Origin of the sequence: Pseudomonas sp. HN11 (assembly GCF_021390155.1) — a bacterium.
In the GTDB taxonomy this organism is placed as follows: domain Bacteria; phylum Pseudomonadota; class Gammaproteobacteria; order Pseudomonadales; family Pseudomonadaceae; genus Aquipseudomonas.
In genome coordinates, this window is the sequence record NZ_CP089985.1 from 3,590,470 (window position 1) to 3,617,378 (window position 26,909).

Sequence of the window (26,909 nt, forward strand, 5' to 3'; positions counted from 1 at the left end):
GTTAGAGGTACGGGTGTCGGGTCAGCGAATGTCCACGCGGTAGCGGAAGTGCTCGGCGTGCCCGCGGGAGCGTCGCCACTCCAGGGGTTGGCCGGCGTAATCGCGGGCCAGGCGCTCGATCACCACTACCGGGCTGTTGACCGGCACCTGCAGCAAGCGCGCGTACACCTCGTTGACCGATTCGGCCGTCAGGGTTTCCTCGGCCGAGGCCACCACTTGCCCGCAGACGTCTTCATACACCGGATAAAGCAACGGGCCTTGCCGGGACAGATCGATATCCAGCAACGCCTGGAAGCGCGTGCGTGGCAGCCAGATCTCTTCGGCCAACAGCGGCTGCACATCAAACAAACGGGTACGCAGGATGCGGATGACCTGGGCCTCGGGCGCCAGGCCCAACGCCTCACTGACTGCCGACGGCGCGACCAGGGATTCAACCGTGAGGATGCGGCTTTCCGGCACCTGACGCTCGCCCGCAGGGCCTTGAAAACGGAAGAATCGAAACAGGGAGGACTGGAATTGCGGGCGGCGCACAAAGGTGCCCCGCCCCTGCTGGCGCTCAAGAATACCTTCGTTCACCAACGCATCCACGGCCTTGCGCACGGTGCCGGTGGACAGCTCATATTCGGCGGACAGCACCGCTTCGGTGGGGATCGCTTCACCAGGGCGCCAGCGATTGTTGGCGATCTGCTCGACCAGATGGTCACGCAGGCGTTGATAAAGCGGCAGACGGATATCGCTGGACAAGGTATTCATGGGGCCACATTCACTTTGTTATTTAGTCATATATATGAATATGCCGAGAGTATTTGTCCGCTGGGTGACGGCTGTCAAGCGCGTCAACGCGCATAGAGGATGAATGGTCGACTACTGCGCCGGGCGTTGCTGTTGCACCCAGGCCTGGACAGAGGGCCGCTGCCATTGGCGCTGCGCATATTCCAACAATTGGGCGGGTAGGCTGTCGCCATTGAGGATCAAGCGATTGAGCATCACCGCCAGGTCCACATCCGCAATCGACCATGCGCCGAACAGATACGCCCGGTTACCCGCCAACAGCGTCTGTGCCGCGCTGATCAGCTTGCGCGCCACCACTTCGGCCACGGGGGACAATGGCGGCATCTTCTGCCCGTAGAACACCACCATCGTCGAACGCTCCTGGCGGATCGGCAGCAAGTCACTGCGCAACCAGGCCTGCACCTGCCGCGCCCTCGCCCGCTGCTTGGGATCGGTCGGATAGACCGGCGTCTCGGGGTAAGTCTCTTCCAGGTACTCAGTAATTGCCGAAGACTCCGACAGCGCAAAGTCTCCTTCTACCAGGGTCGGCACGCGCTGGGTCAGGGACAGTTGGGCGAAGTCGGCGGTCTGGTTCTGCGCGGCATCCAAGTCCAGGGTCAAGGTGTCGAACGCCAGGCCTTTTTCCCGCAGGGTGACGAACACCGACATCGCGTAGGGGCTGGTATACAAATGATCAACATACAGGCGCAACGGACGCTGGCTCATAACGATTCTCCGTGAGTGGAACACCACGCTACGAGATGTGCGGCGAGAAAGACAATGCGCTGTTTTTATGGGGGCATTCCTTGACGGAATACCGGGCTAACCGGCAAAGCCACCCTTGTCTAAAAAGGCACGCTCTTCATCTGTGGTCTCTCGGACCAGCACCTCATTACGATGGGGAAAACGCCCGAAGCGCTCAATGATCTCAGCGTGCTCCTTGGCCCAATGGTAGGTGCTGGCGTCCAGTTGCTGATTGAAAACCAAAGAGCGCTTTTGATCCGCCGGGTCTTCCGAATGCTCGAACGGCAGGTAACAGAACGCGCGCAATACCGGTTCGATCTGCTGATCCAGCCCAGCGTCCACCATACGCCTGGCATACAGGCGCGCCAGCGGGTCGGTGGCGAACATATGGGCGGTGCCGCGAAAGGCGTTGCGGGGGTATTGGTCAAGCAGGATCAGCAGCGCCAAGGCACCTTCCGCCGAGTCCAGCCAATGCTCGAGTTCGCGCCGAGCGGCTTGCAGGTGGGCAGTTTGGAAGGTGTCGCGGAAGGTGGCGTCGAAAGCATTATTCTTGGCGAACCAGCGTTTGGGGCCGGCGTGCCTCCAGAAGTCGAGGACGGATTGTGGGGTAGTCATGATGAGGAGCCTGCACAAGCGATTTCACTGACAGTATCAGAATCCTTGGTGAGACAAGGACCAGTGTGGGAGCGGGCTTGCTCGCGAATGCGGTGTGTCAGTCGCCATCGATATTGACTGAACCACTGAATTCGCGAGCAATCCCGCTCACACATTTGATCGGCATCGTCGGTTAGAAGTCCACCGTTGCGGAGAGTTTGATCGTACGCGGCTCACCCTGGGTCAGGTAATTGTTGGCCGTCGACGCCGACGCCCAATACGCCTTGTTCGCCACATTCTCGACGTTGGCGCGCAAGGTGATGTACTTGTCGTCTGCCTTGAAACCATAGCGGGCGCCGAGATCGACGCGGGTCCAGGCGGGGATGCTCAGGGTGTTGGCCGCGTTGACGTACTCGCCGCCGGTGCGCAGCATGCGCGCGTTGACAGCCGCGCCCTGAAGGCCGGGAATGTCCCAGTCCGCACCAACGTTGTACTGGAAGCGCGGCACGCCGGCGGCGCGGTTGCCATCGCCGAGGCCGTTGGAAGTGCTCTTCAACTCGGTGTTCATCCAGGTCGCACCCGCCAGCAGACGCAGGCCTTCAACCGGTTCGCCGAAGACGTTCAGCTCTACGCCCTTGTTGATTTGCTCGCCGTCGACGCTGAAGGTGTTGGTGCCATTGGCGTTGGTGTTGGTGGCGCTGTTCGGCTGCTCGATACGGTAGACACCCAAGGTCGCACCAATGCTGTCCCAATCCAGCTTCACCCCTGCTTCGGTCTGTTTACTGCGGTTAGGCGCAAAGACCTCGCCCGGGTTAGTCACGTTGGTCAATGGCGCGGTCGGCCCCTGGGCCAGCCCTTCGATACGGTTGGCGTAGAACGAAACATGCTCCCACGGTTTGACCACCAGGCCATACACCGGCGTGGTGATGCTTTCGGCATAGTTGGCGTTGCGCACGCCCGTGGTGGTGTTCCATGCGTCCACCTCAATGGTCTGGCGCCGCACGCCCAGGGTCAGCAACACACGATCATCGACAAAGCCCAGGGTGTCGGAAACAGCGGCGCTCTTGATGCGGTTCTTGCCGACAATGCGTGGGTCATGGATATCACTGCCGAAGTAAGTGACGGTCGGACGCGGGATCTGAGTCGGGTTGTAGAGGTTGCCCGGCCGGCGGTTGGCTTGCAGGATCGCTTCAAACGCCGAACGCTGCTCCCCCCAGATGCCGGACAAACCGAAGTTCATCTGATGGGTCACCGGGCCGGTGTTGAACTGCCCGTTCAAACCGGCCATGGCACTCTTGTTGTCCTCATCGTGAGGCGAGTATAAAAAGCCCACGCGGCCACTGCCATCGTTGCCCACATACAGCGAAGAATACTGCCCATTCTCCCGCGTGTGCTTGGCACCGCCACCCACGTAGGCCGTCCAGCTGTCATTCAGGTCGTATTCGGCGTTGAACATGCCATAAGTGTCTTCCAGCTCCGACCAGCTCCAGTCCTGGGCATAGTTGTGCTTGGCCGACGGCGCCTTCGGCACTTGGCTGCCATTGGGATAGACCACGGAACGACCGTTGTTGATACGCTCTTTCTGGTAGCCGACGTCGGAGGACACGCGCAGACGATCACCCCGGTAATCCAGGGCGATGGCCACCAGTTGTGAACTTTTGAATTCATCCTCGATGGCCGTGTCGCCGCCATGCCTGGCCAGGTTGACTCGCGCGCCGAAGCGGTTGTCTTCGCCGAATCGCTGGCCCAGGTCGAGATGACCGCCACTTTGACCATCGGTGGTGGTGTCGAGGGTGACGCTGCGGATGGGCGTATCTTCGGCGCGCTTGGGCACCAGGTTGACGCTGCCACCGATGCCACTGCCTGCTGGCGAAACACCGTTGACGAAGGCGTTGGGGCCTTTGAACAACTCGACCCGCTCCAGGGCTTCTGTAGTGATGATCTGCCGCGGCAGCACGCCGTACAGGCCGTTGAAGGCAATGTCATCGGTATTAAGCGGCAGGCCGCGAATGGTGAACACCTGGGAAAAGTTGCCGAAGCCCGATGATTGGCGCACAGATGCGTCATTGAGCAGCACATCCCCGACGGTGCGCGCCTGTTGGTCGGCGATGGTCTTGGCGGTGTAGCTGACCACGCTGAACGGCACGTCATTGATCGAACGATTGCCCAGCACCCCCAAACGCGCCGAGCGTGCGACCTGGCCGCCAGCATAGGTGTCCGCCTGCGTCCCGCTCTCGCCGCTGATGGTGGTTGCGCCCAGCTCCAGCGCATCACCCGTCGCCTGGGGCACCACGGTGTAGCCATTCGCGCCGGTACTTTGCAAGGCATATCCGCTGCCTTGCAGTAACTGCATGAAGCCGGCTTGCGCAGTGAAGCTGCCCTGTAAACCGGAGCTTTGCTGGTCATTGAGCAGGTTGGAATCAAACGACAACGGCACCCCGGACAACGCCGCGAATTGCGCCAGCACATTACCCAATAGCCCTGGTGCAATGTTGTAGCTGCGCGTCGCGCTGGTCGATGCTGCCTCCGCTGCAACGGCACTGTGCCAGGGCGCGATGGCCGCCAGCGCGACAGCCAGGCTCAAGGCCTTCAAGGGGCGAATGGGGTGCGGTGTGAAGGTCATGGGGGTTCCTGTCGGCACGGTGCAACGTTGAGGGTTCTCCCCTACACCGCGCGACAACTGAAAAGGTATCAGCGAAAAGCGAAAAAATTCAGCGCGGTTCGAGGGTCACCCAGTAGCCGGTCAGGCTGCTGACCTTGATCGGCAGGGTTTCCTGCAACAGGCGCAGGCTGGCGTCGGTATCACGCAGCGGGAACGCCCCGGACACGGTCAGCCCGGCGACGCTGTCGTGGCAGCGCAACACGCCATGGCGGTAACGTCCCAGCTCATCGAGCAAGTCCGCCAGGCGCATCTGCTGGGCCAGCAGCATGCCGTTTTGCCAGGTGGTGGCGCTGATCTCCAGCGGCTGAACGGCTGCCACGCTGTCACTGCCAAAGGCACTTTGTTCACCGGCCTTGAGGATCAGCCCACGGCTGGCATGCTGCGGCAGCATTTCTACCGCGCCATCGAGCACAGCCACGCGACTGCTCTGCTCGCCCACCCGCACGCTGAAATGCGTACCCAAGGCACGGGCGTTACCGTGGCGGGTCTGTACGACAAACGGCCGATGGGTCGGCGCGGGGTCCTTGGCGGTGGTGATCATGACTTCGCCCTTAAGTAACTCAATACGCCGCATTTGCTCGGTGAACTTGATATTCAACGAGCTGGCTGTGTTGATCAGCAGGCGTGTGCCATCGGGCAACGTGAGGTTGCGTTGCTCGCCGACAGCGGTGTACTGGTCGGCGGTCCATTGTTGCCACGGTTTGTGCCGGTAGGCCAGCCAGGTCGCCGGGCCCGCCAGCAGCAACAGACCAAGGGCCTGGCGGCGGCCGAGGGATTTTTTGCGGCCGATGCGTTTGAGCGTGTCGCCAGCAATCGCTGCAGGCACGCTGTTGAAATCCCCCAGAATCGCCTGCGCCCGTTGCCAGGCCTGGGCGTGCTGAGCGCTGCGGCCTTGCCACTGGGCAATGGCGCGGCGATCTTCGTCGGTCGCGCTGCCGGACTGCAACTGCACCATCCAGTCGGCGGCTTCACCGAGGATCAGCGGGTCGATGGACGGGTTCATGCCACGCTCAGGCACGCAAGAAACGCATCGCGCATGTAGCGTTTGACCGAGACCAGCGACACCTTCAGCTCGTCGGCGATCTGCTGATAGGTCAAACCGTCGATCTGCGACATCAGGAAGGCCTGACGGGTCTTTTCCGGCAAATCACGCAGCATGGCTTCAATGCGGTACAGCGCCTCAAGGATCAGCCAACGGGTTTCGGGCGACGGCACTTCCTGCTCGGGCAGGTGGGCGATGGTTTCCAGGTACGCACGCTCGACGTCCTGGCGGCGCCAGTTGTCGATCATCAGGCCTTTGGCGATATGGGTGAGCAACGCGCGCGGCTCGCTGCCAAACCCGGCGCTGTTTGGGCGGGTGAGCAGGCGCATGAAAGTATCGTGAGCCAGGTCGGCCGCATCGCTGGCATTGCCCACCTTGCGATCGAGCCAGCGGTACAGCCACCCGTGGTGTTCGCAGTACAGGTCCTGAATAGGCAGATGTAGGGGGGACGACATGCGAATCACCGGCGCGAGCGCCACGGAGTAATTAAGAATTGATCGCATTCTAATCGGAGCAACGAATCGCGGCAACGCGCAAATTAATGTTATAGGATAACGCCCCACTTCCGCCCTGCCCTGTGACGTCGCCCATGATTGATGCTGTTCCCCTGCGCCAACGCCTCCTGTCCATCGACGCCCTGCGCGGTCTGGTGATTCTGTTCATGCTACTGGACCATGTGCGCGAAACCTTCCTGCTGCACCGCCAGGTCAGCGACCCGATGACCATCGACAGCACCGAGCCCGCGCTGTTCGTCAGCCGCACCCTTGCCCACCTGTGCGCGCCGGTGTTTGTGTTGCTCACAGGCTTATCGGCGTGGCTGTATGGCCAGAAATATCAGGGGCGACGCGATGTGTCGGCGTTCCTGTGCAAGCGCGGGCTGTTCCTGGTGGTGCTGGAATTTACCCTGGTCAACTTTGCGTGGACCTTTCAACTGCCGCCCAGCGTGATCTATATGCAGGTGATCTGGGCGATTGGCGTGAGCATGATCGCCCTTGCCGTGCTGGTGTGGCTGCCGCGTGCGCTGCTGATCCTATTGGCGGTGGTGATTATTGCCGGGCACAACCTGCTGGACGGGCTGCACTTCGAGGCAGGTTCGGCACTGCATATTCCATGGACGATCCTGCATGAACGCAGCTGGATCGAAGTGGGTGACTCGCTGCGCCTGCGCATCACGTATCCGGTGCTGCCATGGATCGGCGTGATTGCGTTGGGTTATGGCCTCGGCCCGTGGTTCGCCAACAGCATGCAGCCGGCGCTGCGTCAGCGTTATCTATTGCTGGGCGGCATGGGTGCATTGATCGGATTCGTGGTGTTGCGCACAGTCAATGGCTATGGTGAGAAACCCTGGCAGGCCTATGACAGTGGCGTGCAGACATTGATGAGCTTTTTCAACATCACCAAGTACCCGCCTTCGTTGTTGTTTCTGGCACTGACGCTGGGGATCGGGTTGTTGTTGCTGCTGGCGTTTGAAAAAGCTGGGCACAAGCGCTGGATCGGCATGCTCGCCACCTTCGGGGCGGTGCCGATGTTCTTTTATTTGCTGCACCTGTATGTGCTGAAAATCCTCTACGTAGCCTGTGTGGCGCTGTTTGGCCTGAATCACGGCAACTACTTCGGCTTCGACGGTATGGGGGCCATCTGGCTGGTCGCGTTGCTGCTGCCGCTGGCGCTGTACCCGCCGGTACGTTGGTTTGCCGGGCTCAAGGCGCGACGCCGCGACCTGGCCTGGCTCAAGTACCTATAGAAACCCACCGAGGTGGCAAGACCCACTCATGTTGCGACCAGGTGCACATAGAACGCGTGGAGGCCCATGAAATTCACGGGGCCGGGGCTGTACATGACGCTGAAGGCGTAGAGGAAGATGTCCATGGAAAACCTGCAGTAGAAAGAGTGCGGCGAGTCTACTGAGGCGGGTTGGACGGATTCTTGTACGTTTGTGGTTGGACTGGATGGGGATGCTGCACATCCCAGCGGGAGCAAGCTCCCTCTCCACAGGAAGCTCGCTCCGGTACAGGTCTTACATCAACGGAATCGAGTAATTCACAAACACCCGATTCTGATCCTGGTCCCGCGCCACTTCACTTCGCGACACGCCATTGCGCCAGCCGAAGCCGACGTTCTTGAAGGTGCCGCTCTGTACCACGTAATCCAGCGAGATGTCGCGCTCCCATTCACTGGCATCGTTGCCGCTGGCAGTGAGGATGTGGTCACCCTTCAAGTACATCACCGACGCCTTCAACCCCGGCACGCCGAGTGACGCGAAGTCATAGGCGTATTGCGCAAAGGCCGTGCGTTCGCCGGCCTGGATGAAGGTTTGCACGGTACGGTCGGTGTAGAGGTACAGGCTGGAACCGCCCTCCCCTTTATTGACCAGACCGCCTTGGTTGAGCTGCGCGAAGTTGCTGTCGTCCGAGACCTGCTGGTAACCGGCGGTGATCGCGTGGGGGCCCAGGGAATAGATGAATGCCGCGCTCCAGGTGTTGTTGTCGATTTCACCCGTGCCGTTCTTGGTATAGCCGCCGAGTTTGTAACCTTCAGCACGGCCCGAAGCGGTGCTGTTCTTGCCGTCGGAGGTGGTCCTGAAGTAGCGCAGGTCGGTTTTCACCGAGCCGTAGTCGCCCAAGGGCAATACGTGGATCAGCCCGGCGAAGTGTTGTTGGTAATAGTCTTCGAGGTTGGCGTAGTAGTACTGGACCATCAGGTCCTTGGTCACCTGGTAATCGGCACCGGCGTAGTTGAACTTGTTGCTTTCCTGGGTGCCGCCCGCCGCTGCAAGACCGCTGCGGTCGCTGGAGCCACGGCCGGTGGTGTGTTGCAGTTGGCCACCGATCAAGGTCAGGTTGTCGATGTCCTTGCTGGTGATTTGCCCACCTTCGAACGATTGCGGCAACAGGCGGCCGTCGTTGCTCACCAGGATCGGCAGGTTCGGCCGCAGGTAGCCGTAGCGCACTTCGCTCTTGGCAAAACGGGCCTTGGCCGTGGCGCCGCCTCGGGCCCAGTTGTCGGCGGCCTTGCCGTCATCGGTGGGGATCATCGAGCTGCCCACATGGCGGCCGGTGCCGCTGTCGAGGGTGATACCGAGCATGCCGATGGCGTCGAGACCGAACCCCACGGTGCCGTCGGTGAAGCCCGACTGGTAGTTGAGGATAAACGCCTGGCCCCATTCTTCAGTCTTCGACGGTGCGGCGGTGCCGTCCCGGTTGTCGTTGTTGAAGTAGAAATTGCGCAGGCTCAAGTTGGCTTTGCTGTCGCTCAAGAAATCAGCCGACGCCAAAGGGCTCAGGGCAATGCCCAGGCCGCCGGTCAACACGCTTAACACATTCAAAGTGGCTTTCATCACAACCTCAGTCAATTAACCCATGGGCGTCATAAAACGGATACGGCCCCGGGTAGTCCCCGAATACGCCGTTGTGGCTGATCAAACCCTGTTGCGCCTCCCAGCGATGCAACAGATAGCCCGCCGGCTCCAGGTTGAAATGCGCGGGCGCCGCTTCTTGTAGATCCAGCACGATCTGGTGGGAGGTGCCGGGGCACACACAACTCAAGCTGCCGCCGAAACGGCGCTGCATCGGACGGTGCAAATGCCCACAGAGCAAGCGCTCGACTTGCGGATGACGGGCAACCACCTGCTCCAGCGCAGCCGCATTGATGAAGGGTTCGCGGTCCATATGGCCGATGCCGCTGATAAACGGCGGGTGATGCAGGATCAGCAAGGTCGGCGCTTGCGGGCGCAGGGACAATTGCGCGTCGAGCCACTGCAATTGGCTGTCGAGCAACTGGCCGCCGTGGCCGCCGGGGATGGTGGAGTCGAGACCGATCAGGCGCAGCGGATGCTCGTCCACCACCCAGTCCAATGGTCCCTCTGCGGATAAAGGCAAATACGCGTGGTCACGGAACGCCTGCAGCAACGGCCCGCGGCTGTCGTGGTTGCCGGGCACCAGATAGCACGGCATGTGCAGGCGGGCGAGTTCAGGGTGCAGCACGGCGTATTCATCCGCGCGGCCGAAGTCCACCAGGTCACCGCTGATCACCACGATATCGGGGCGCGGGTAGCTGGCGTTCAGGTGGTCGACGGCGCGGCGCAGTGCGCCTAGTGTGTCGACAATCCCATAAGTAAGGCGCTGGCCGGCTTTAAGATGCAGGTCGCTGATCTGCGCGACAAGAAACGGACGATTCACAATAGATTCTCAAGCATTCAGGGTGAACAACATGTGCGGCGCAATCGCCAGGGCAATCGGCGCGCCGACGGCGTACAGCTGGTTGTCGCTGCTGTCGACCAGCAACGGTTGCGGGCTGCCCACATCCACCAGCAGGCGGCTTTGTGCGCCCTGGAAAAACTGCGCCATCAGATGGCCGCGCAAGTGCCCTTCACCCTCCATCACCTTCAGGTGTTCAGGGCGGCAATAGACCGTGCTGGGCAACTCGGCGGCGTGCCACGGCAACTCGCCGCCGCAGACTTTCAAGCCATGGGCCGACGGCGCGATCACGGCGAAGGCATTGAGGTTGCCGACGAAGCCGGCGACGAAAGCGTTGGCGGGTTTCTGGTAGATGTCACGCGGGCTGGCCAGTTGCGCGACACGCCCGTGTTCCATGACCAGGATGCGGTCGCCCAGGGCCATGGCTTCGCCCTGGTCGTGGGTGACGAACACCGAGGTGATGCCGAGGCCGCGCAGCAGGTCATTCAGTTCGCTGCGCAGGCGCTCGCGCAATTGTGCATCAAGGGCCGCCAGAGGTTCGTCCAGCAACAGCACTTTCGGGCGCGGTGCCAAAGCGCGGGCAAGTGCCACGCGCTGACGCTGGCCGCCGGAGAGTTCTTGAATGCCGCGCTTGCCGTGATGCTGCAAGCCCACCAGCTCCAATAGCTCTTCACAGCGCTTGTTGCGCTCCACTACCGACATCCCGCGAATTTTCAAGCCGTAGCCGATATTCCCCGCCACATCCAGGTTGGGGAACAACGCATAGTTCTGGAACACCATGCCCACATCGCGGCGTTCGATGGGCAAGCGCGTTACGTCCTGATCGCCAAAAAACACATGACCCACATCCGGCCGCTCCAAGCCGGCGATCAGGCGCAAGGTGGTGGTTTTGCCACAGCCCGACGGGCCGAGAATCGCCAGGGTTTCGCCGCCTTCGACGGTCAGGTTCAAGTCATGCACGGCCACGGTGCCGTCGGCGAATGCCTTGCGACAGCCTTGCAGGCGGATAGTGATAGCGGTCATCGACGCTCTCCACGGGACAAACGGGCACTGATGGCCTGCAACGCAATCAGCAGCGGCACGATCATCAGCAAAAAGATAAGGGTGTAGGCGCTGGCGATTTCCAGGCGCGCCGAGGCGTAGCTGTCGGCCAGGCCCACGGGCAGGGTCTTGGTCATCGGCGTGTGGAGCATCCAGGTCAGGTTGAATTCACCCAATGACAAGGTCACCACCATCAGCACGCCGGCCAGGATTCCCGCGCGGCAGTTGGGCACCACCACACTGAAAAAGCGCTTGATGGGACCTGCACCCAGACTGGCAGCCGCCTCTTCCAGCACCGGCAGTTGCTGGCGTTGCATCACCGCCATCACCGGGCGTACCAAAAACGGCAAGGTGAACAGCACATGCCCGACCAGAATGAACAACCAACTGCTGCGAAAGCTGCCGAACTGGCCGTAGGTGAGCAACAAGGCCAGCGCACTGGCCAACCCCGGCATCGCCACCGGCAGCACCATCAACTCTTCGAAGGCGCGGCTGAAGCGGTTGTTCATCCGCACCAGGGCGTAGGCCGCCGGCACACCAATCACGCAGACACACACCGCGCAGGCCAGCGCCAATTGCAGCGATAACCACACCGTGGGCGAATAGGCCTGCCACACCTGGATCAACCAATCGAAGGTCAAGCCACTGGACAGACCGACGAAGAAGTTGCGGGTCAAACCCGCCAGCAACGACATCAGCACCGGCACCAACATGAAGGCGCAAACCAGCAAGGTGAACAGCAGTTGCAGCACAAACAACGATGAGCGCTTCAAAGCACAGTCCCCGCGTTTTTTACCAGGCGCCGCGTCAGCAGCAACACCGCCCAGGTCACCCCGCCCAGCACCACTGACAGCGCAGCGGCGACGGCAAAGTTGGCGTAGTTGGTGAATACGTTGTAGATCGCCACCGGAGTGACATTCAGTCGCGTGCCCAAGGTAAACGCCGTGCCGAAGGCGCCCATGGACGTGGCAAAACAGATCGCCCCGCAGGACGCCAACGCGGGTGCCAGGCCCGGCACGATCACGTCGCACACCACGCGCCAGTGCCCGGCGCCCAGGGAATGCGCGGCTTCTTCCAGGCTGCGGTCAAGGCTTTCGCACGCCGCCATTACGGTAAGGATCACCCGTGGAATCGAGAAGTACAGGTAGCCCACGAACAGCCCCGCCAACGAGTAGGCAAAGATCCAGCGCTCGCCGGCCAGTTGCAGGCCCAGTGAGGCCAGCAGGCCTTGACGGCCTGCCAACAGAATCACCAGGAAGCCCACCACCACACCGGGAAAAGCCAAAGGAAAAGTGAGCAATGCGACCAGCGCCGAGCGTCCGAAAAACTGGTGCCGGGCGAGGAACACGCCGCTGATGCCGCCGATCACCAACGCGACCAGCGTCACCACCACCGCCAGGATCAAGGTTTGCCCAAGGCTGCCCAGGTACTGCGCGCTGCTGAGCACTTGCCAGTAACCGCTGCCGTTGCTGTCGCGGCTCTCGGCGCCGAGCACCATCAAGTGCGCCAGCGGCAGCAGCCAGAACGCGAGCAGCACCGCAAAGGCCGGGGCCAGCGCCCAGGCTGCATGTCTTGCCGATGCTGCCACTTACTTGACCTCGCTCAGGTAACGGGCGGCGAAGGCTTCCTGCACAGCAGCCATTTTTTCGTAGTCCACCACACCGGCACGGGCATAGTCGCTGTCGGGCAGGAACTGTGTGGCCACATCCGCCGGCATTTTCATCGGGCGCACGGGGCGCAAGTAGGCCTTGGCCCAGAGTGCCTGGCCTTCGTCCGACAGCACGAAGTCGAGGACCTTTTGCGCATTGGCGCGGTGCGGTGCGTTGGCCACCAGGCTCATCACGTAGGGCACGCTGATGCTGCCTTCCTTTGGGATCACGAAGGCGACGTTGGCTTTGTCTTTGTAGCGCGCGCGGTAGGCGTTGAAGTCGTAGTCCACCAGGATCGGCAACTCACCGGACAGCACCCGCGCATAGGCAGTCTGCTTGGGCACGATGGGCGCGTTCTTCGCCAACTTCTGGAAGTAGTCGATGGCCGGCGCGAAGTTGTCCAGGTCACCGCCCAGGGCGCGGTTGATCGCCACGGCCGAGACGTAACCGACGAAAGCACTGGACGGGTCGAGGTAACCGACCATGCCTTTGTATTCCGGCTTGAGCAGATCCGCCCAGCTTTGCGGTACCGGCAAACCACCGAGCGCATCGACGTTGACCATGATGCCCAAGGTGCCGGAGTGGATCGCGAACCAGTGGCCGGCCGGGTCTTTCAAACCCGCAGGAATCTGGTCCCAGGCCTTGGGTTTGTAGGTGTCGACCACCTCGGCTTTTTGCGCCTGCAGACCAAAGGTCACGCCGTAGTACACGACATCGGCGACCGGTGCGGCTTTTTCCGCCACCAATTGCGCCAGGGACTGGCCGGAGTTCTTGTTGTCCAGCGGCACCTGTACGTCGGTGCCGGCGGCGATGGCCTTGAGCTGGGTGCCCCAGTCGGCCCAGTCCGGCGGGCAGTTGTAGCAGATTGCGGTTTCGGCGGCCTGGGCCAGGCTGGCCGCACCGCACAGCAGCACGGCTGCCAGGGTTTTACTGAGTGCGCGCATCAAGGGTTTCCTCGTGGGGTTGAGTACTGTCGCCCGGCCGGATGTGGCAAGGCAGGCAATGGGACGTCGGGGCATTGCCGGCGATTTGCGCCAGCAGTTGGTCAATCACGGTGCTGGCCAGCAAGGCGATGGGCTGCACCACGCTGCACAGGGTCGGGTGCATCTGGGTGCCTAAGCTGATGCCGTCGAAGCCCATCACCGACAGCTGTTCGGGCACGTTCCAGGCGTTGCGGCGCAGTTCGGCGATCAGGCTGATCGCCAGGAAATCGTTGGAGCACACCAGAGCAGTGGGTGCCTCGGGGCCCTGAAGGACGGCCTCGATGGCGACGAATTCGGCCTGAGTGTGGGCCGGCATTTCGATCACCGGGCGGCCTTTGAGACCGTAGTCCTGCATGGCATCGCAGTAGCCCGCGTAGCGCAGACGAGCACGGTCGGACTGCAACGCAGGGCCGGCGACCATGCTGATGCGCCGGTGGCCGGCCTCCAGCAGGTAGCGCGTGGCCAAGGCCATGCCGGCGCGGTTGTCCACCGACACGGCGCTGTAGTTGGGATTGCTCGGTTGGTGGTAGGCCAGCACAAACGGGGTTTGCTCGGTATTCAAGCTGCTGAGCACGCTGTTGCTTTCGGCATCGGTGACCGTCAGCACCAGGCCGTCGACACGTTGGCGCAGCAGTTCTTCCACCACAATGCACTCGCGTTCGCTGCTGTAGTCGGTGGTCGCCAGCAGCAGGCTGTAGCCCCGCGCCCGAGCGGCCCGCTCCATGGCCTGGAACTGCTCGGCAAACACCGGATTGAGCAGGTTAGGCACCACCACGCCAATCAATTGGGTAGTTTGCAGGCGCAGTTGACGGCCCAGCAGATTGGGGCGAAAACCCAGCTCACGGGCGGCAGCGAACACCTGCTCACGGGTGGTCGGTCGCACCTGATCAGGGGAAGCAAAAGTGCGGGCGGCGGTGGCACGGGATACGCCCGCCAGCCGGGCTACATCTTTCAGATCAGTCATTGTCACTCGCTTGAGATCGATCTCATTGGCGAGGACAGTAGCGGGGGAATGTGGCAGTTCGGCGGTAAAGAGATGACCGTTTGATGGCAGTCAGCGTCCTTTCACCCAGAGACACACCGAGCCGAGGTATGCCTATAGATAGTCATACACTGCAGGTATCCTTAAAAACCAAGGGCAGCAAAATCCGCCCACTAACCTTTCGATCTGATCCAAGTGCGGGCACAATGCGTGTCCTTTTTTGGCAGGCACCGCCGCAGGCTCTCAAAAATGATCAAAACGCCGTACTACCTCATCGATAAACAGAAGCTTCTGGTCAACATGCAGAAGATTGCTTACGTGCGCGAACAGTCCGGCGCCAAGGCTCTGCTGGCGCTCAAGTGCTTTGCCACCTGGTCGGTGTTCGACCTGATGCAGCAATACATGGACGGCACCACCTCGTCGTCGCTGTATGAGCTCAAGCTCGGTCGCCAGAAGTTCGAAGGCGAGGCGCACGCCTACAGCGTGGCCTGGGCCGACGATGAAATCGAAGAGATGCTGGATAACTGCGACAAGATCATCTTCAACTCGATCAGCCAACTGCAGCGTTTTGCTGAGCGCTCCGAAGGCAAGACCCGTGGCCTGCGCGTCAACCCACAGGTGAGCAGTTCCGACTACCTGCTGGCCGACCCGGCGCGTCCGTTCAGCCGTTTGGGCGAATGGGACCCGGTGAAGATCGAAGGCGTGATCGAGCAGATCTCCGGTTTCATGTTCCACAACAACTGCGAGAACGGCGATTTCAGCCTGTTCGACAAGATGCTCGGCACCATCGAAGAACGCTTCGGTGCGCTGCTACACAAAGTCGAGTGGGTCAGCCTCGGCGGCGGCATCCATTTCACCGGTGAAGACTATGCCGTGGATGCGTTCTGCGCGCGCTTGAAGGCGTTCTCCGAAAAGTACGGTGTGCAGGTGTACCTGGAACCCGGCGAAGCGGCGATCACCAACAGCGCCTCGCTGGAAGTCACCGTGCTCGACACCCTCTACAACGGCAAGAACCTCGCCGTAGTGGACAGCTCCATTGAAGCCCACCTGCTGGACCTGCTGATCTATCGCCTCAATGCCAAGCTGGCACCGAGCGAGGGCGAACACACCTACATGGTGTGTGGCAAATCCTGCCTGGCCGGGGACATTTTCGGCGAGTATCAATTTGATCGTCCGCTGACCATCGGCGATCGGCTGTCGTTCATCGACACCGCAGGCTACACCATGGTCAAGAAAAACTGGTTCAACGGCCTGAAAATGCCGTCCATCGTAGTGAAACAACTCGACGGTACAGTCGAGGTGGTTCGTGAATTTGGTTACGACGACTACCTGTCCAGCCTTTCCTGAGCTGGCGGATAAAGGAGAGATAAAGCAATTGAAAAAGAACGTTCTTATCATTGGTGCAGGAGGTGTCGCCAAGGTGGTGGCCCACAAGTGCGCGCAGCACAACGACGAACTCGGTCGTATTGCTATCGCGTCGCGCAACATCTCCAAATGCCAGGCCATCATCGACAGCGTCAAGGCCAAGGGTAGCCTCAAGGTTCCCGCCGACATCCAAGCCTTCGCGCTGAACGCCCTGGACGTGGAAGCGACCAAGGCCCTGATCCGCGAGACCGAATCGCAGATCGTCATCAACGTGGGTTCCGCGTTCCTCAACATGTCGGTACTGCGTGCCTGCATCGACACGGGCGTTGCGTACCTCGACACCGCCATCCACGAAGAGCCGGGCAAGGTCTGCGAGACCCCGCCGTGGTACGGCAACTACGAATGGAACCACCTGGAAGAGTGCAAACAGAAGAACATCACCGCCATCCTTGGCGTGGGCTTCGACCCGGGTGTCGTCAACGCGTACGCCGCGCTGGCGCAGCAACAGCATTTCGACCGCATTGATTCGATCGACATCCTCGACGTCAATGCCGGCTCCCATGGCAAGTACTTCGCCACCAATTTCGACCCGGAAATCAACTTCCGCGAGTTCACCGGACAGGTGTGGAGCTGGCAGAACAGTCAGTGGACCAGCAACACCATGTTCGAAGTCAAACGCACCGATGACCTGCCGGTCGTCGGTTCGCAGAACCTCTACCTCACCGGCCACGATGAAGTGCACTCGCTGTCGAAAAACCTCGACGTGCCCAACGTGCGTTTCTGGATGAGCTTCGGCGAACACTACATCAATGTGTTCACCGTGCTGAAAAACCTCGGCCTGCTCTCCGAAAAACCGGTCACCACCGCCGAAGGCCTGGAAGTCGTGCCGTTGAAACTGGTCAAGGCCGTGCTGCCCGACCCGTCTTCGCTCGCGCCTGGCTACACCGGCAAGACCTGCATCGGCGACCTGGTCAAAGGCACCAGGAATGGCCAGCCCCACGAGATGTTCATCTACAACGTGGCGTGCCATGAAGAAGCCTTTGCCGAAACCGACAGCCAGGGCATCTCCTACACTGCTGGCGTGCCACCGGTGGCCGCTGCGCTGCTGGTCGCCCGAGGCGAGTGGGATGTGAAGCACATGGCCAACGTCGAGGAACTGCCGGCTGAGCCGTTCCTGAAGGCGCTGGACGTGATGGGGTTGCCGACTCGGATTAAGGACGAGAACGGTGATCGGGCTTGGGATACGATTGCCTGATCAGGCGATAGCTGGCCGAAAAACAATGCGCCCCCTGGGCGCATTGTTTGTTTGGATAAATAGAATTCCCATGACAGTGAAGATCCAAATGTGGGAGCGGGCTTGCTCGCGAATGCAATGTGTCAGTCAACCTATCCGATATTGATACACCGCTTTCGCGAGCAAGCTCACACACTTTGACTGCCTGCGTCTGTTACTCCAGGTTCCGGGCTGAATTACTCAATGCCCTTGAACATTGCAACAACGCCGGCGCCAGTTGCTTCTGCGCATCCGCCCTGCTCCACCGACTGGTCGGCGCCACCACATGCACCGCCGCCACCGGCCTGCCGTTGGCGCCCAGTACCGGCGCGCCGATGGTCATGTCGCCCAGGAACAGCTCCTGGCCGTTCACTGCATAACCCTGTTCGCGCACCTGTTGCAGCGACTCCAGGATCTTGTCGACCTCAGTCAATGTCTGGCTGGTGTGCGCAATGCGCTGACTGTTCTCGATCAACACCAACGCCTCCTCCTGCGGCAACGCACTCAAATACGCGCGCCCCGACGCCGTGCAATACATCGGCACCCGCGAGCCGATCGGCATGTGCACGGGCACGAATCCTGAGCTGACGAACCGCGCAATATAGGTCATGTCATATCCCGCCGGCTCGGTGAGGCACGACGTCTCGCCGGTCAGTCGCGTCAGCTCCGACAAAAACGGATTGGCCACCTCGATCAACGAATGCGCATCCAGGTAACTGAAGCCCAACTCCAGCACCCGAGGTGTGAGTTGGTAATGCCGTGTGCGGGAGTGTTTCCGAAGGTAACCCAGGCTTTCTAAGGTAAACACCATGCGCTGGGCCGAGCTTTTGGTCATGCCGGCGGCCTCGGCCACCTCTGCAAGGCTCATGCTGCGGCGCTGGGCGCTGAATGCCTTGAGCACCGACAGGCCTTTTTCCAGGGATTGGTTGTGCAGACTGTTGCGTTCTTCGGACATGGCGGACTCACGGTCAGGTCGATCAGGCGTGGCGATATTTCTACCTCAAATCACAAAAACAGACCACTTAATATCGCATATCGATACGAATTATTTATTTTTTCGATTTTCTATACCGATATACGATTTCTACTAATCGAAATGGCACAGAGCTTGCGATTTCATCGGCAGCCGCTTGCGGTACTGACTTTCCGTTTTCCTTCTGGAGTAACCCGATGAACAGTCTTTCGCCCTTGTTTCGCCGCCTTGCCTTTGGTCTCTGCGCAACCTTCTGTGTCAGCGCCGTGCACGCTGAAAGTGCGTCCTCGTACAAAGTCGGTGCAACCGCCAGTGGCTCGCCGTTTACCTTCCTCGATATCAAGAGCAACAGCATCCAGGGCGTGATGGTCGACGTGGCCGAGGCCGTGGGCAAGGCCAGCGGTTTCACCAGCCAGATCGAGCAAACCAACTTCGCTGCGCTGATCCCCTCCCTTACTTCCGGCAAGCTCGACTTCATTTCCGCCGGCATGCTCAAGACCGAAGAGCGCACCAAGGTCGTCGACTTCAGCGCTCCCGTGTATGCCTACGGTGAAGGCCTGATCATCAACGCCGACGACAACGCGGCCTACCCCGATCTCACGCCCCTCAAGGACCAGGTGGTCGGCGTACAGGCCGGTACCATCTTCTACGACCAGTTGAACAAGCTCGGGATCTTCAAGGAGATCCGCACCTACGACTCCATCGGCGAGATGGTCCGTGACCTGTCCCTGGGCCGCATCAAGGCCGCCGTGGGCGACCAGCCGGTGGTGGCCTACCAGATCCGCCAGAAGCTGTTCAAAGGCGTGAAACTCGCCCCGGACTACAAGCCCACCAACGTCGGCGAAGTGTGCCTGGTGGTGCGCAAGGGCGACGCACAGACCCTCGAACGCCTGAACATCGCCATCGCCAGCATCAAGGCGGACGGCACCCTCGACAGTATCCTCAAGAAGTGGGGACTTGATACCCAGGTGCGCCCATGAACCCGGCTGAGTTCCTGCAAAACGCCCAGGACTTCCTGCCGATTTTACTGCAAGGCGCGTGGGTGACGATCCAGATCACCGTGCTGTCGTTCCTGCTCAGCAGTGCCATCGGCCTGGTGCTGGCGCTGCTCAAGCTGTCGCCGATTCGTGCGCTGTCGTGGACGGCGAGCACCATCATCAACGTGATTCGTGGACTGCCGATCATCGTGCAGTTGTTCTACATCTACTTCGTGTTGCCCGACATGGGCGTGCACCTCACTGCGTTCTACGCGGGCGTGATCGGCATGGGCATCGCCTATTCGGCGTACCAGGCCGAGAATTTCCGCACCGGCATCATTGCCGTGGAACAAGGTCAGCGCGAGGCCGCCGAAGCCTTGGGCATGCGCTCGGCACTGATGATGCGCCGGGTGATCCTGCCGCAGGCGTTTCGCATCGCCCTGCCGCCCTATGGCAACACCCTGGTGATGATGCTCAAGGATTCGTCCCTGGTATCGACCATCACCGTGGCCGAAATGACCCGCCAGGGCCAACTCATTGCCTCGTCGACCTTCCAGAACATGACCGTCTACACCCTGGTCGCCCTGCTCTACCTGCTGATGAGCCTGCCGCTGGTGTATGGCCTGCGTCGCATGGAACAGCACCTGGGCCGGAGGAAAAAAGCATGATCGAGATTCGCCAACTGCAAAAACACTACGGCAGCCACCGCGTGCTGCACGGTGTCGACCTGGACGTGGCCAAGGGTGAAGTGGTGTGCCTGATCGGCCCCTCGGGCTCGGGCAAATCCACCCTGCTGCGCTGCATCAACGCGCTGGAGGCCTATGACGGCGGACACATCCACGTGTTCGGCGAAACCGTGCAGCGCGGAAGCAAGACCGTGCACGCCCTGCGCAGCCGCATGGGCATGGTGTTCCAGCGCTTCAACCTGTTTCCCCATCGCACCGTGCTGGAAAACGTTATGGAAGGCCCGGTGTATGTCAAGGGCGAGCCGCCCAAGCGGGCTCGCGAAGAAGCCCTGGTGTTGCTGGAAAAAGTCGGGCTGAGCGCTAAGGCCGATGCGTACCCGGAGCAACTCTCCGGCGGCCAGCAACAACGCGTGGCCATCGCCCGCGCCCTGGCGATGAAACCTGAAGCCATGCTGTTTGACGAACCCACCTCCGCCCTCGACCCGGAACTGGTGGGCGACGTACTGGCGGTGATGCGTACCCTCGCTGACGAAGGCATGACCATGATCGTGGTCACCCACGAAATGGGCTTTGCTCGCGAAGTGGCCGACCGCGTGTGCTTCCTGCATGGTGGCTACATCGTGGAAAGCGGGCCCGCCGAACAGGTACTGGGCAACCCGCAGCATGCGCGTACCCAGGACTTCCTGCGGCGCGTGCTGCACCCCACCGGTAATCCGCGGAGCCTGTCATGAAGTCATTGTGGTCAGCGACTGCGCCCTCAGTGGTGCCGACGCCTGCGTTGAACGAGTCGGTGAAGGTGGACGTGGCGATTGTCGGCGCGGGATATACCGGCCTGTCGACGGCACTGCATTTGGCCGAGCGCGGCGTCAGCGTGTGTGTGCTGGAAGCTAACGAACCGGGCTGGGGCGCATCCGGACGCAACGGCGGGCAGGTCAACCCGACGCTCAAATACGACCCGGAGCAACTGGTGCAGATGTATGGAGCTGAGCGCGCCGAACCGTTGATCTCGGCCGTGTCGAATTCCGCCGACCTGGTGTTCAGGCTCATCGAAAAGCACCGCATCGATTGCGCGCCGGTGCGCAAGGGTTGGATGCAGGTGTCGTACACCGAAAAAGGTGTCGACGGGTTACATGCACGGGCGGATCAGTGGGCCAGGCGTGATGTGCCGGTGCAGCGCCTGGATGCGGCGGCGGTGGCTTCGCGTATGGGCAGTGAGGCCTTTGCCGGCGGTTGGCTGGATGGTCGCGCCGGGGCGATTCAACCGTTGGCGTATGCCCGTGGATTGGTGGGCGCGGCGTTGGCGGCGGGTGTGCGCATTCATGGGCACAGCGCGGTGACGGGTTTGCAGCGCCAGGGTTCCGGTTGGCAATTGCAGACAGCTTCCGGTGCGCAGGTGACCGCCGACCAAGTGGTACTGGCGACCAACGGCTACAGCGGCAACCTGTGGCCGGGCATGGCGCAGAGCATCCTGGCGGCCAACAGTTTTATCGTCGCGACCAAGCCTTTGACCGGGCGTGCGGCGGAGAGCATTTTGCCGGGCCAGGAAACCGTTTCAACCGCGCAACGGCTGCTGCTGTACTTTCGCAAAGACAGCCATGGCCGCTTGCTGATGGGTGGACGCGGGCTGTTCAACGATCCTACTTCGCCCACGGATTTCGCACACTTGGAACGTTCGTTGGCGTTGCTGTTTCCACAGTTGGGGCCATTGGAATTCGAGTATCGCTGGGCCGGGCGCATTGCGATCACCCGGGACTTCATGCCCCATGTCCACGAACCGGCACCGGGACTCACGTTGGCGCTGGGCTGCAATGGCCGTGGGATCGCACTGTGTACCAGCCTGGGCCAGCAATTGGCTGGGCGGTTGTGCGACAGCAGCGCCGAGTTCGCCTACCCGGTAACGCCGTTGCAGCGCTTGCCGATGCATGGGTTGCAGCGCTTCTACATCGGCGCGGGGGTGGCGTGGTATAGCTTGCTGGATCGGCTCAATGTGAGCTGACAACGTGACGAGCCCGCTCACTACAGTCCCCCGTGGGCGGCATGCCCACTCGGAGCGTGGGGACTGTTTGTATTTCAGGCCTTGCGCTGCAGCCGATTCAGGTAGCGCGCTAACACCTCACCGGAAAATTCGGATTCGCGAATACCGCTGCCCCGTAAAAACATGCGGGTGTTGGTGCGGTCCCAAGCGTAATTGTGCTGGTAGAGTTCGAGGATGGTTTCGCCGTTATGCATATCATCCTTGAACATCCCGAGTAGCGGGTAAAGCAGTGCGTCCAGGTCATGCTCCCACAGCGCCACCCACTGCTTATAGGGGACGACCGCCAAGCGTCGTCCGTAATAACGACCAACCCGTGCGCAGAACTGTTGGAGATCCAGATCGGTACGGCTCGTCTGGCACAGATTGAATTTCTGGCCCAGTGCCGCAGGTTGACGGACAATGTGAGCCACGGCGCGGGTCATATAGTCGACGGTGGTCAGGCCCTCGCGCATTTTATGCAGGTCCGGCACTGCGCCTGTTTCAAGGCAGGTTCTGATAAACCGACCCCACCACTGATACTCGGCACAAACCCCGGTGCGACTGTGGCAAGTCGCGTATCCCAGGCGGAACGTCATCAGTGGCAGGCCTTTGTCGGCCGCCAGATCAGCGATCTTTTCCATCACCCATTTGCTTTGCACATAGCCCAGGTCGCGCCTGATGGCTGGCAGGTTCTCATCGATGGAATCCCCCTCGAACACACGGCGCTTATGGGTGTAACGGTGCCCCCAACTGTAGATCGAGATAGTCGACATCAGCATCAAGGCCTTGGTCTTACCCATCGCGCAAAAACGCAGGATACGCCTCAAGCCCTCGACGTTATCAGTCCTCATGTGCGAATAGTGCCGGATGAAATTGACGGCGCTGGCCGAATGCACCACCAAGTCGATCAGCTCGCAGAGCTGCGCATACGCCGCAGGGTCAAGCCCCATATGGGCGTGGGCCAGGTCGCTGACGTAAACCCGGACGCGCGCCCAGTCCTGATGCGAGATCTCGACCTGATAACGCTCGCTGATCTGCTGGAGCCGCGCCAGGCCGGCCGCCGGATGCTCGCAACGGATCGGGCAGTGAATACAGGCCGTGCTGGTTTCCAGCAACTCCTTCAATAAATGGATCCCGACAAACCCTGTCGCGCCGGTCAGCAGGGTGTGCTTGGGATGACGCAGTTGGGCTTCGTCAAAGTGTCCTGTGAATTCCGTGCCTGGGTCCAGGTACACATCCGTTTCAAAGTCACTTTCCGGTTGGTTGCCTCCTGCTCCACCCTCCTCTGCACGGCGCCTCAATTCGGCGGCCAAGTCTTTGAGCACGCCATGCTCATAGATGTCGCGGACCGACACCGCAAGGCCAAAACGTGACGTCAGCAGATGGGCCATTTGAGCCACACGCAATGAGTGGCCACCCACTTCATGAAAACTGTCGTCCGGTGAAAATTCCGCGTACCCCAACAACTCGACCCAAGCCTGTGCCACCTCGAGCTGATACTCATCAGTGAATCGCTCAACGGTCAGGGCCTCGGGCTTCTGGCGCTTCAATCCTTCAAGCAGGGCGACCTTATCCGTCTTGCCATTGGCATTGCTCGGCAACACCTCGAGGCGGTGGTACTCGAAGGGAATCATGTAATCCGGCAGATCGGCCTCCAGGCTGCGGCGCAGGTTGGCAGACAGCTGCATCGGATGCAACGTTCGACCGCTGGACACGACAAATGCCACCAGTCGCTTTTGCGCCTGCGTGCCCTCGTCGACGACCACCACTGCGGCGCTTTGAATGTTGGGCTCCTTGAGCAGGCGTGCTTCAACCTCGCCCAGCTCGACGCGGTAGCCCCGTATCTTGACCTGCCCATCGAGTCGCCCCAGGAACTGAATACGGCCATCGCTCAGGATTCGTGCCTGGTCGCCACTTCGATACAGGCGGCAACCAAGGGATTGGGAATGAATGAAACGTTGTGCGGTCAGCTCATTCGCCCCAAGATAGCCTCGGGCCAGGCAATGGCCGCCGATGCACAACTCCCCCGCCTCTCCTGCCGGGACGGTCTCTTGGTGTTCGTCGAGGATGTACACCCTACAGGCGCCGATGGGCAACCCAATGGTGTCCGGCCGCTTCAACCGCTTGCTCTGCACCACGTGCGACGTCACGAAAATCGTCGTTTCTGTGGGGCCATAGCAATCCACCAACCGATAAGGTAAATGCTCCACCTCGATCGGATGCAGCTTCTCCCCGCAGGTGTAGATAAATTCGAGTTTCAAGCCGTCCGGCTGTGGGGCATTGACCACGTCATAGATTCTTAACGTTGGCACAAACGCATGCGTGATGTGATGGGTCACGCAAAACGCGAGGAACGTCCCAGCGTCCAGCGCAGACGCTTCATCAACCACGAAAAGGCATGCGCCTGCGATCAGGTTGGACCAGATCTCGGCCTGGCTCAGGTCGAACCCTACTGCGGCCATCAACGTGGAGCGGCTGAATGCGTTGATACGCAGGTTGGCGTTGTGCACCAGCAACAATTCGATCACCGAGCGATGTTCGATGACGACACCTTTTGGATTGCCGGTCGTCCCGGAGGTGAAAATCACATACATCACGTCGCGCGGCCCCACCTCGACGGGATGGAACAGCGTGGCTTGCGGCACCGCCAACAGTTCACTGATCGTGGCCTGCTCACAACAGGGCAGCGATGCCTGATCATCGGGCTGAGTGCAAAGCACCAGGGACGCAGCACATTGCCGAGCGATATAGTCCTTGCGGTTTTGCGGCAGACCGCGATCAAGTGGCACGTACGCGGCCCCGGTCTTGAGCACGGACAACAGCGCGACAATCAATGCCACTGAGCGCTCGGCCTGCACCAGCACCAAGTCGCCGGACCCCACGTTTCGCGCCTGTAACTGTGCAGCGACTATGCTGCTCTGACGGTCAAGTTCAGCATAGGTGAGCTGCTGGTCCAGCCCCACCACCGCCAGACGCTGGGGGTTGATGGCGACCTGCTGGTTAAACGCGCTCAGCACCGTACGGGGTGACATCTCAGGTTCCTCCTGCTTGATACCTCCTTGCCAACGCACTGCATGGCACCTTCAGGCACGTATTTTTTGATGGGCACGTCAAAATATCACCTGTAGGAATTGACAGTTTTTTAGAGCCTTTCCTGATAAGGCGTATAACTTCAGAACACCGACCACCCAATCCGCTCACTCAACAACTCCAACGCCTTCATCCCCGCCAGCGAGTTCCCTGCCGCATTCAACTCCGGCGACCACACGCACACCGTGAACTGCCCCGGCACTACCGCGACAATCCCGCCGCCGACCCCGCTCTTGCCAGGCAAGCCCACGCGATAAGCAAAATTACCCGCCTCGTCATACAGCCCGCTGGTGGCCATGATCGAGTTGACCTGCTTGGTCTGGCGCGCCGTCAAAATCTGCTCGCCGCTGTGGGCGCTCGCGCCCTCGTTGGCCAGGAAGCTGAATGCCTTGGCCAGATCCAGGCAGCTCATCTGCAACGCGCAGTAGTTGAAATAGCTGTGCAGCACCGCGTCCACATCGTTGTGGAAGTTGCCGAACGATTTCATCAGATAGGCCATGGCCGCGTTGCGCGCGCCGTGTTGGGCTTCGGATTCGGCGACCACGCTGTTGACCAGGATCTGTGGGTTGCCGGACAGGCGACGCACAAAGTCGCGCATCGACAGGATCGGTACGGCAAAACGCGACTGGTTGATGTCGCAAATCACCAGCGCACCCGCGTTGATGAAGGGGTTGCGCGGGCGGCCGCGTTCGAATTCCAGTTGCACCATGGAATTGAACGGCTGCCCCGAAGGCTCATGGCCCAGGCGTTCCCAGATGGTTTCGCCACCGTGGTCGATGGCCTGCACCAGGCTGAACACCTTGGAAATGCTCTGCACCGAGAACAGCGTATCGGCGTCGCCGGCGCAGTAGGCCGCGCCATCGTTGCCGTACACGGCGATGCCGAGTTGGTTGGCGGGCACGTCGGCCAGCGCGGGGATGTAATCGGCAACTTTGCCGAGGCCGATCAGGGGGCGCACTTCGTCAAGGATCGACGAGAGCATCGCCTGCATGTCTTGTCCTGTCATCTGTCTTTGAATCAGTGGAAAGCGGGCCGCGGAGGATACTTCAATGCGCGCGGAAGCCCCACACAATCTCTACCACCCGCTCGGCGATCACCAGGTAAACCAGGATCAACAGTAACTGCAGCGCCAGGTGATAACGCAGCTTGGCGAGCCGACGGATGCCGTCGCTGACATTCAAGAGCATCAGCAGCGTCGACAGGATGATCAGGCCCCAGCCGGCCACGTTGGAGGCGAAAACCCCGATGAACAAATCACGCTGCCCAAGCAATGTGTTGGTCCCCGCCGCAAATAGCAGCGCACACACCAGCAGGTTTTTCACGTTGTCGAAGATCTGCGTGCTCAGATCGTTCTCCAACAACGCCATATACCGTTTCCATAACGTGCGCATGGCAAGTACCGGGTAGGGATCGCTCGTCACTCAAAGTAGTCCAAATGCCCGTACACTGCACCGTTGCGCTTATTCCACGAGGACTTTTACATGAAATTGATGATCGGCCTGGCCGCCCTGCTGTTGGTATCAGCTTGCTCCACTGCCTCCCACACCACCCCGCCTGCCCAAAATGCCGCAGCGTCCGAGTGCCTGGCCGGTGGTGGCACCATGAAACAGGTCGGGAAGTTGCAAAGCTGGAAATGCATCACGCCGTACAAGGACGCGGGCAAGGCCTGTACCGATTCGAGCCAGTGTGAAGGCGAGTGCCAGACCAGCGTCACCACCCAGTCCGGCAACGGCCCGGTGACAGGCGCGTGCCAGGTGGATAACAGCCACTTCGGCTGCTCGGCGACGGTGGAGAAAGGCAAGCTGGGCCGGGCAATCTGCGTAGATTGAGACTCGACACCGAACACATGTGGGAGCAAGTCCGCTCC

The 26,909-nt window shown here is 60.8% G+C and carries 25 protein-coding genes and 1 pseudogene; 8 read left to right on the forward strand and 18 right to left on the reverse strand.

Features of this window, described 5'->3' with window-relative positions:
- Positions 1-21 precede the first annotated feature (21 nt).
- From LVW35_RS16085 to LVW35_RS16110, 6 genes are all read right to left on the reverse strand, one after another.
- Complete coding sequence (locus LVW35_RS16085; RefSeq protein WP_233891066.1) at positions 22-753, reverse strand: GntR family transcriptional regulator; 732 nt, start codon at positions 751-753, stop codon at positions 22-24.
- Between the two features lie 111 nt (positions 754-864).
- Positions 865-1,497 (reverse strand): glutathione transferase, encoded by a 633-nt coding sequence (gene yfcF, locus LVW35_RS16090; RefSeq protein ID WP_233891067.1) that lies wholly within the window; start codon positions 1,495-1,497, stop codon positions 865-867.
- A 96-nt stretch (positions 1,498-1,593) separates the two neighbouring features.
- Complete coding sequence (locus tag LVW35_RS16095; protein ID WP_233891068.1) at positions 1,594-2,130, reverse strand: DUF924 family protein; 537 nt, start codon at positions 2,128-2,130, stop codon at positions 1,594-1,596.
- Positions 2,131-2,302: 172 nt separating this feature from the next.
- Complete coding sequence (locus LVW35_RS16100) at positions 2,303-4,732, reverse strand: TonB-dependent receptor (protein WP_233891069.1); 2,430 nt, start codon at positions 4,730-4,732, stop codon at positions 2,303-2,305.
- 88 nt (positions 4,733-4,820) lie between these two features.
- Entirely contained in the window at positions 4,821-5,774 is a 954-nt protein-coding gene (locus tag LVW35_RS16105; protein ID WP_233891070.1) for a FecR domain-containing protein, read from the reverse strand.
- On the reverse strand, positions 5,771-6,268 hold the full coding sequence (locus LVW35_RS16110; protein WP_233891071.1) for a sigma-70 family RNA polymerase sigma factor: 498 nt from the start codon (positions 6,266-6,268) through the stop codon (positions 5,771-5,773). Before LVW35_RS16110 ends, LVW35_RS16105 begins: the two co-directional genes overlap by 4 nt.
- 134 nt (positions 6,269-6,402) lie before the next feature.
- Between LVW35_RS16110 and LVW35_RS16115 the strand changes: the two genes are divergently transcribed.
- A complete protein-coding gene (locus LVW35_RS16115) occupies positions 6,403-7,557 on the forward strand; it encodes a DUF1624 domain-containing protein (protein ID WP_233891072.1) in 1,155 nt (384 codons plus the stop codon).
- A 53-nt stretch (positions 7,558-7,610) separates the two neighbouring features.
- Here LVW35_RS16115 and LVW35_RS28990 read toward each other — a convergent pair.
- The 8 genes and pseudogenes from LVW35_RS28990 to LVW35_RS16150 form a co-directional block, all read right to left on the reverse strand.
- Positions 7,611-7,682, reverse strand: a pseudogene (locus LVW35_RS28990) (LysE family translocator); the annotation flags it as partial.
- Positions 7,683-7,830: 148 nt separating this feature from the next.
- Positions 7,831-9,150, reverse strand: coding sequence for an OprD family porin (locus LVW35_RS16120; protein ID WP_233891073.1), 1,320 nt, complete (start codon positions 9,148-9,150; stop codon positions 7,831-7,833).
- Between the two features lie 7 nt (positions 9,151-9,157).
- On the reverse strand, positions 9,158-9,991 hold the full coding sequence (locus tag LVW35_RS16125) for a phosphodiesterase (RefSeq protein ID WP_233891074.1): 834 nt from the start codon (positions 9,989-9,991) through the stop codon (positions 9,158-9,160).
- A gap of 9 nt (positions 9,992-10,000) precedes the next feature.
- On the reverse strand, positions 10,001-11,032 hold the full coding sequence (locus LVW35_RS16130) for an ABC transporter ATP-binding protein (RefSeq protein ID WP_233891075.1): 1,032 nt from the start codon (positions 11,030-11,032) through the stop codon (positions 10,001-10,003).
- Positions 11,029-11,823, reverse strand: a complete 795-nt coding sequence (locus LVW35_RS16135; RefSeq protein WP_233891076.1) for an ABC transporter permease — start codon at positions 11,821-11,823, stop codon at positions 11,029-11,031. The genes LVW35_RS16130 and LVW35_RS16135 overlap by 4 nt, the downstream gene beginning before the upstream one ends.
- Positions 11,820-12,638 carry an ABC transporter permease gene (locus tag LVW35_RS16140; protein WP_233891077.1) on the reverse strand — a complete coding sequence of 273 codons (819 nt, stop codon included), beginning with the start codon at positions 12,636-12,638 and terminating at the stop codon, positions 11,820-11,822. Before LVW35_RS16140 ends, LVW35_RS16135 begins: the two co-directional genes overlap by 4 nt.
- Positions 12,639-13,643, reverse strand: coding sequence for an ABC transporter substrate-binding protein (locus LVW35_RS16145; protein WP_233891078.1), 1,005 nt, complete (start codon positions 13,641-13,643; stop codon positions 12,639-12,641).
- The gene (locus LVW35_RS16150; protein WP_233891079.1) at positions 13,627-14,646 is read right to left on the reverse strand and encodes a LacI family DNA-binding transcriptional regulator; all 1,020 of its coding nucleotides are present in this window, start codon (positions 14,644-14,646) and stop codon (positions 13,627-13,629) included. Before LVW35_RS16150 ends, LVW35_RS16145 begins: the two co-directional genes overlap by 17 nt.
- Positions 14,647-14,913: 267 nt before the next feature.
- On the opposite strand from LVW35_RS16150, the gene LVW35_RS16155 reads away from it, so the two are divergent.
- Together LVW35_RS16155 and LVW35_RS16160 are read left to right on the forward strand one after the other, a co-directional pair.
- Entirely contained in the window at positions 14,914-16,011 is a 1,098-nt protein-coding gene (locus tag LVW35_RS16155) for a carboxynorspermidine decarboxylase (protein WP_233891080.1), read from the forward strand.
- 28 nt (positions 16,012-16,039) lie between these two features.
- Positions 16,040-17,284: a saccharopine dehydrogenase family protein gene (locus tag LVW35_RS16160; protein ID WP_233891081.1), complete on the forward strand. Its 1,245-nt coding sequence runs from the start codon at positions 16,040-16,042 to the stop codon at positions 17,282-17,284.
- Positions 17,285-17,477: 193 nt separating this feature from the next.
- Here the strand turns inward: LVW35_RS16160 and LVW35_RS16165 are convergent, their stop codons facing one another.
- Complete coding sequence (locus tag LVW35_RS16165) at positions 17,478-18,257, reverse strand: IclR family transcriptional regulator (RefSeq protein ID WP_233891082.1); 780 nt, start codon at positions 18,255-18,257, stop codon at positions 17,478-17,480.
- Between the two features lie 215 nt (positions 18,258-18,472).
- Between LVW35_RS16165 and LVW35_RS16170 the strand changes: the two genes are divergently transcribed.
- From LVW35_RS16170 to LVW35_RS16185, 4 genes are read left to right on the forward strand one after another with little or no spacing between them, the layout of a single operon-like run.
- Positions 18,473-19,255 (forward strand): ABC transporter substrate-binding protein, encoded by a 783-nt coding sequence (locus tag LVW35_RS16170; protein WP_233891083.1) that lies wholly within the window; start codon positions 18,473-18,475, stop codon positions 19,253-19,255.
- Positions 19,252-19,920, forward strand: a complete 669-nt coding sequence (locus LVW35_RS16175; RefSeq protein WP_034106261.1) for an amino acid ABC transporter permease — start codon at positions 19,252-19,254, stop codon at positions 19,918-19,920. The genes LVW35_RS16170 and LVW35_RS16175 overlap by 4 nt, the downstream gene beginning before the upstream one ends.
- Positions 19,917-20,669, forward strand: coding sequence for an amino acid ABC transporter ATP-binding protein (locus LVW35_RS16180; RefSeq protein WP_233891084.1), 753 nt, complete (start codon positions 19,917-19,919; stop codon positions 20,667-20,669). The genes LVW35_RS16175 and LVW35_RS16180 overlap by 4 nt, the downstream gene beginning before the upstream one ends.
- Positions 20,666-21,934: an NAD(P)/FAD-dependent oxidoreductase gene (locus LVW35_RS16185; protein ID WP_233891085.1), complete on the forward strand. Its 1,269-nt coding sequence runs from the start codon at positions 20,666-20,668 to the stop codon at positions 21,932-21,934. The genes LVW35_RS16180 and LVW35_RS16185 overlap by 4 nt, the downstream gene beginning before the upstream one ends.
- A 74-nt stretch (positions 21,935-22,008) precedes the next feature.
- Here LVW35_RS16185 and LVW35_RS16190 read toward each other — a convergent pair whose 3' ends face one another.
- The 3 genes from LVW35_RS16190 to LVW35_RS16200 all read right to left on the reverse strand — a co-directional run bounded on the left by LVW35_RS16190 (position 22,009) and on the right by LVW35_RS16200 (position 26,433).
- Entirely contained in the window at positions 22,009-24,984 is a 2,976-nt protein-coding gene (locus LVW35_RS16190; protein WP_233891086.1) for an amino acid adenylation domain-containing protein, read from the reverse strand.
- 140 nt (positions 24,985-25,124) lie between these two features.
- The gene (gene glsB, locus LVW35_RS16195; RefSeq protein ID WP_233891087.1) at positions 25,125-26,033 is read right to left on the reverse strand and encodes a glutaminase B; all 909 of its coding nucleotides are present in this window, start codon (positions 26,031-26,033) and stop codon (positions 25,125-25,127) included.
- 55 nt (positions 26,034-26,088) lie between these two features.
- On the reverse strand, positions 26,089-26,433 hold the full coding sequence (locus LVW35_RS16200) for a hypothetical protein (protein WP_233896492.1): 345 nt from the start codon (positions 26,431-26,433) through the stop codon (positions 26,089-26,091).
- A gap of 90 nt (positions 26,434-26,523) precedes the next feature.
- On the opposite strand from LVW35_RS16200, the gene LVW35_RS16205 reads away from it, so the two are divergent.
- The gene (locus LVW35_RS16205) at positions 26,524-26,871 is read left to right on the forward strand and encodes a hypothetical protein (protein ID WP_233891088.1); all 348 of its coding nucleotides are present in this window, start codon (positions 26,524-26,526) and stop codon (positions 26,869-26,871) included.
- The last annotated feature ends 38 nt before the right edge of the window (positions 26,872-26,909 follow it).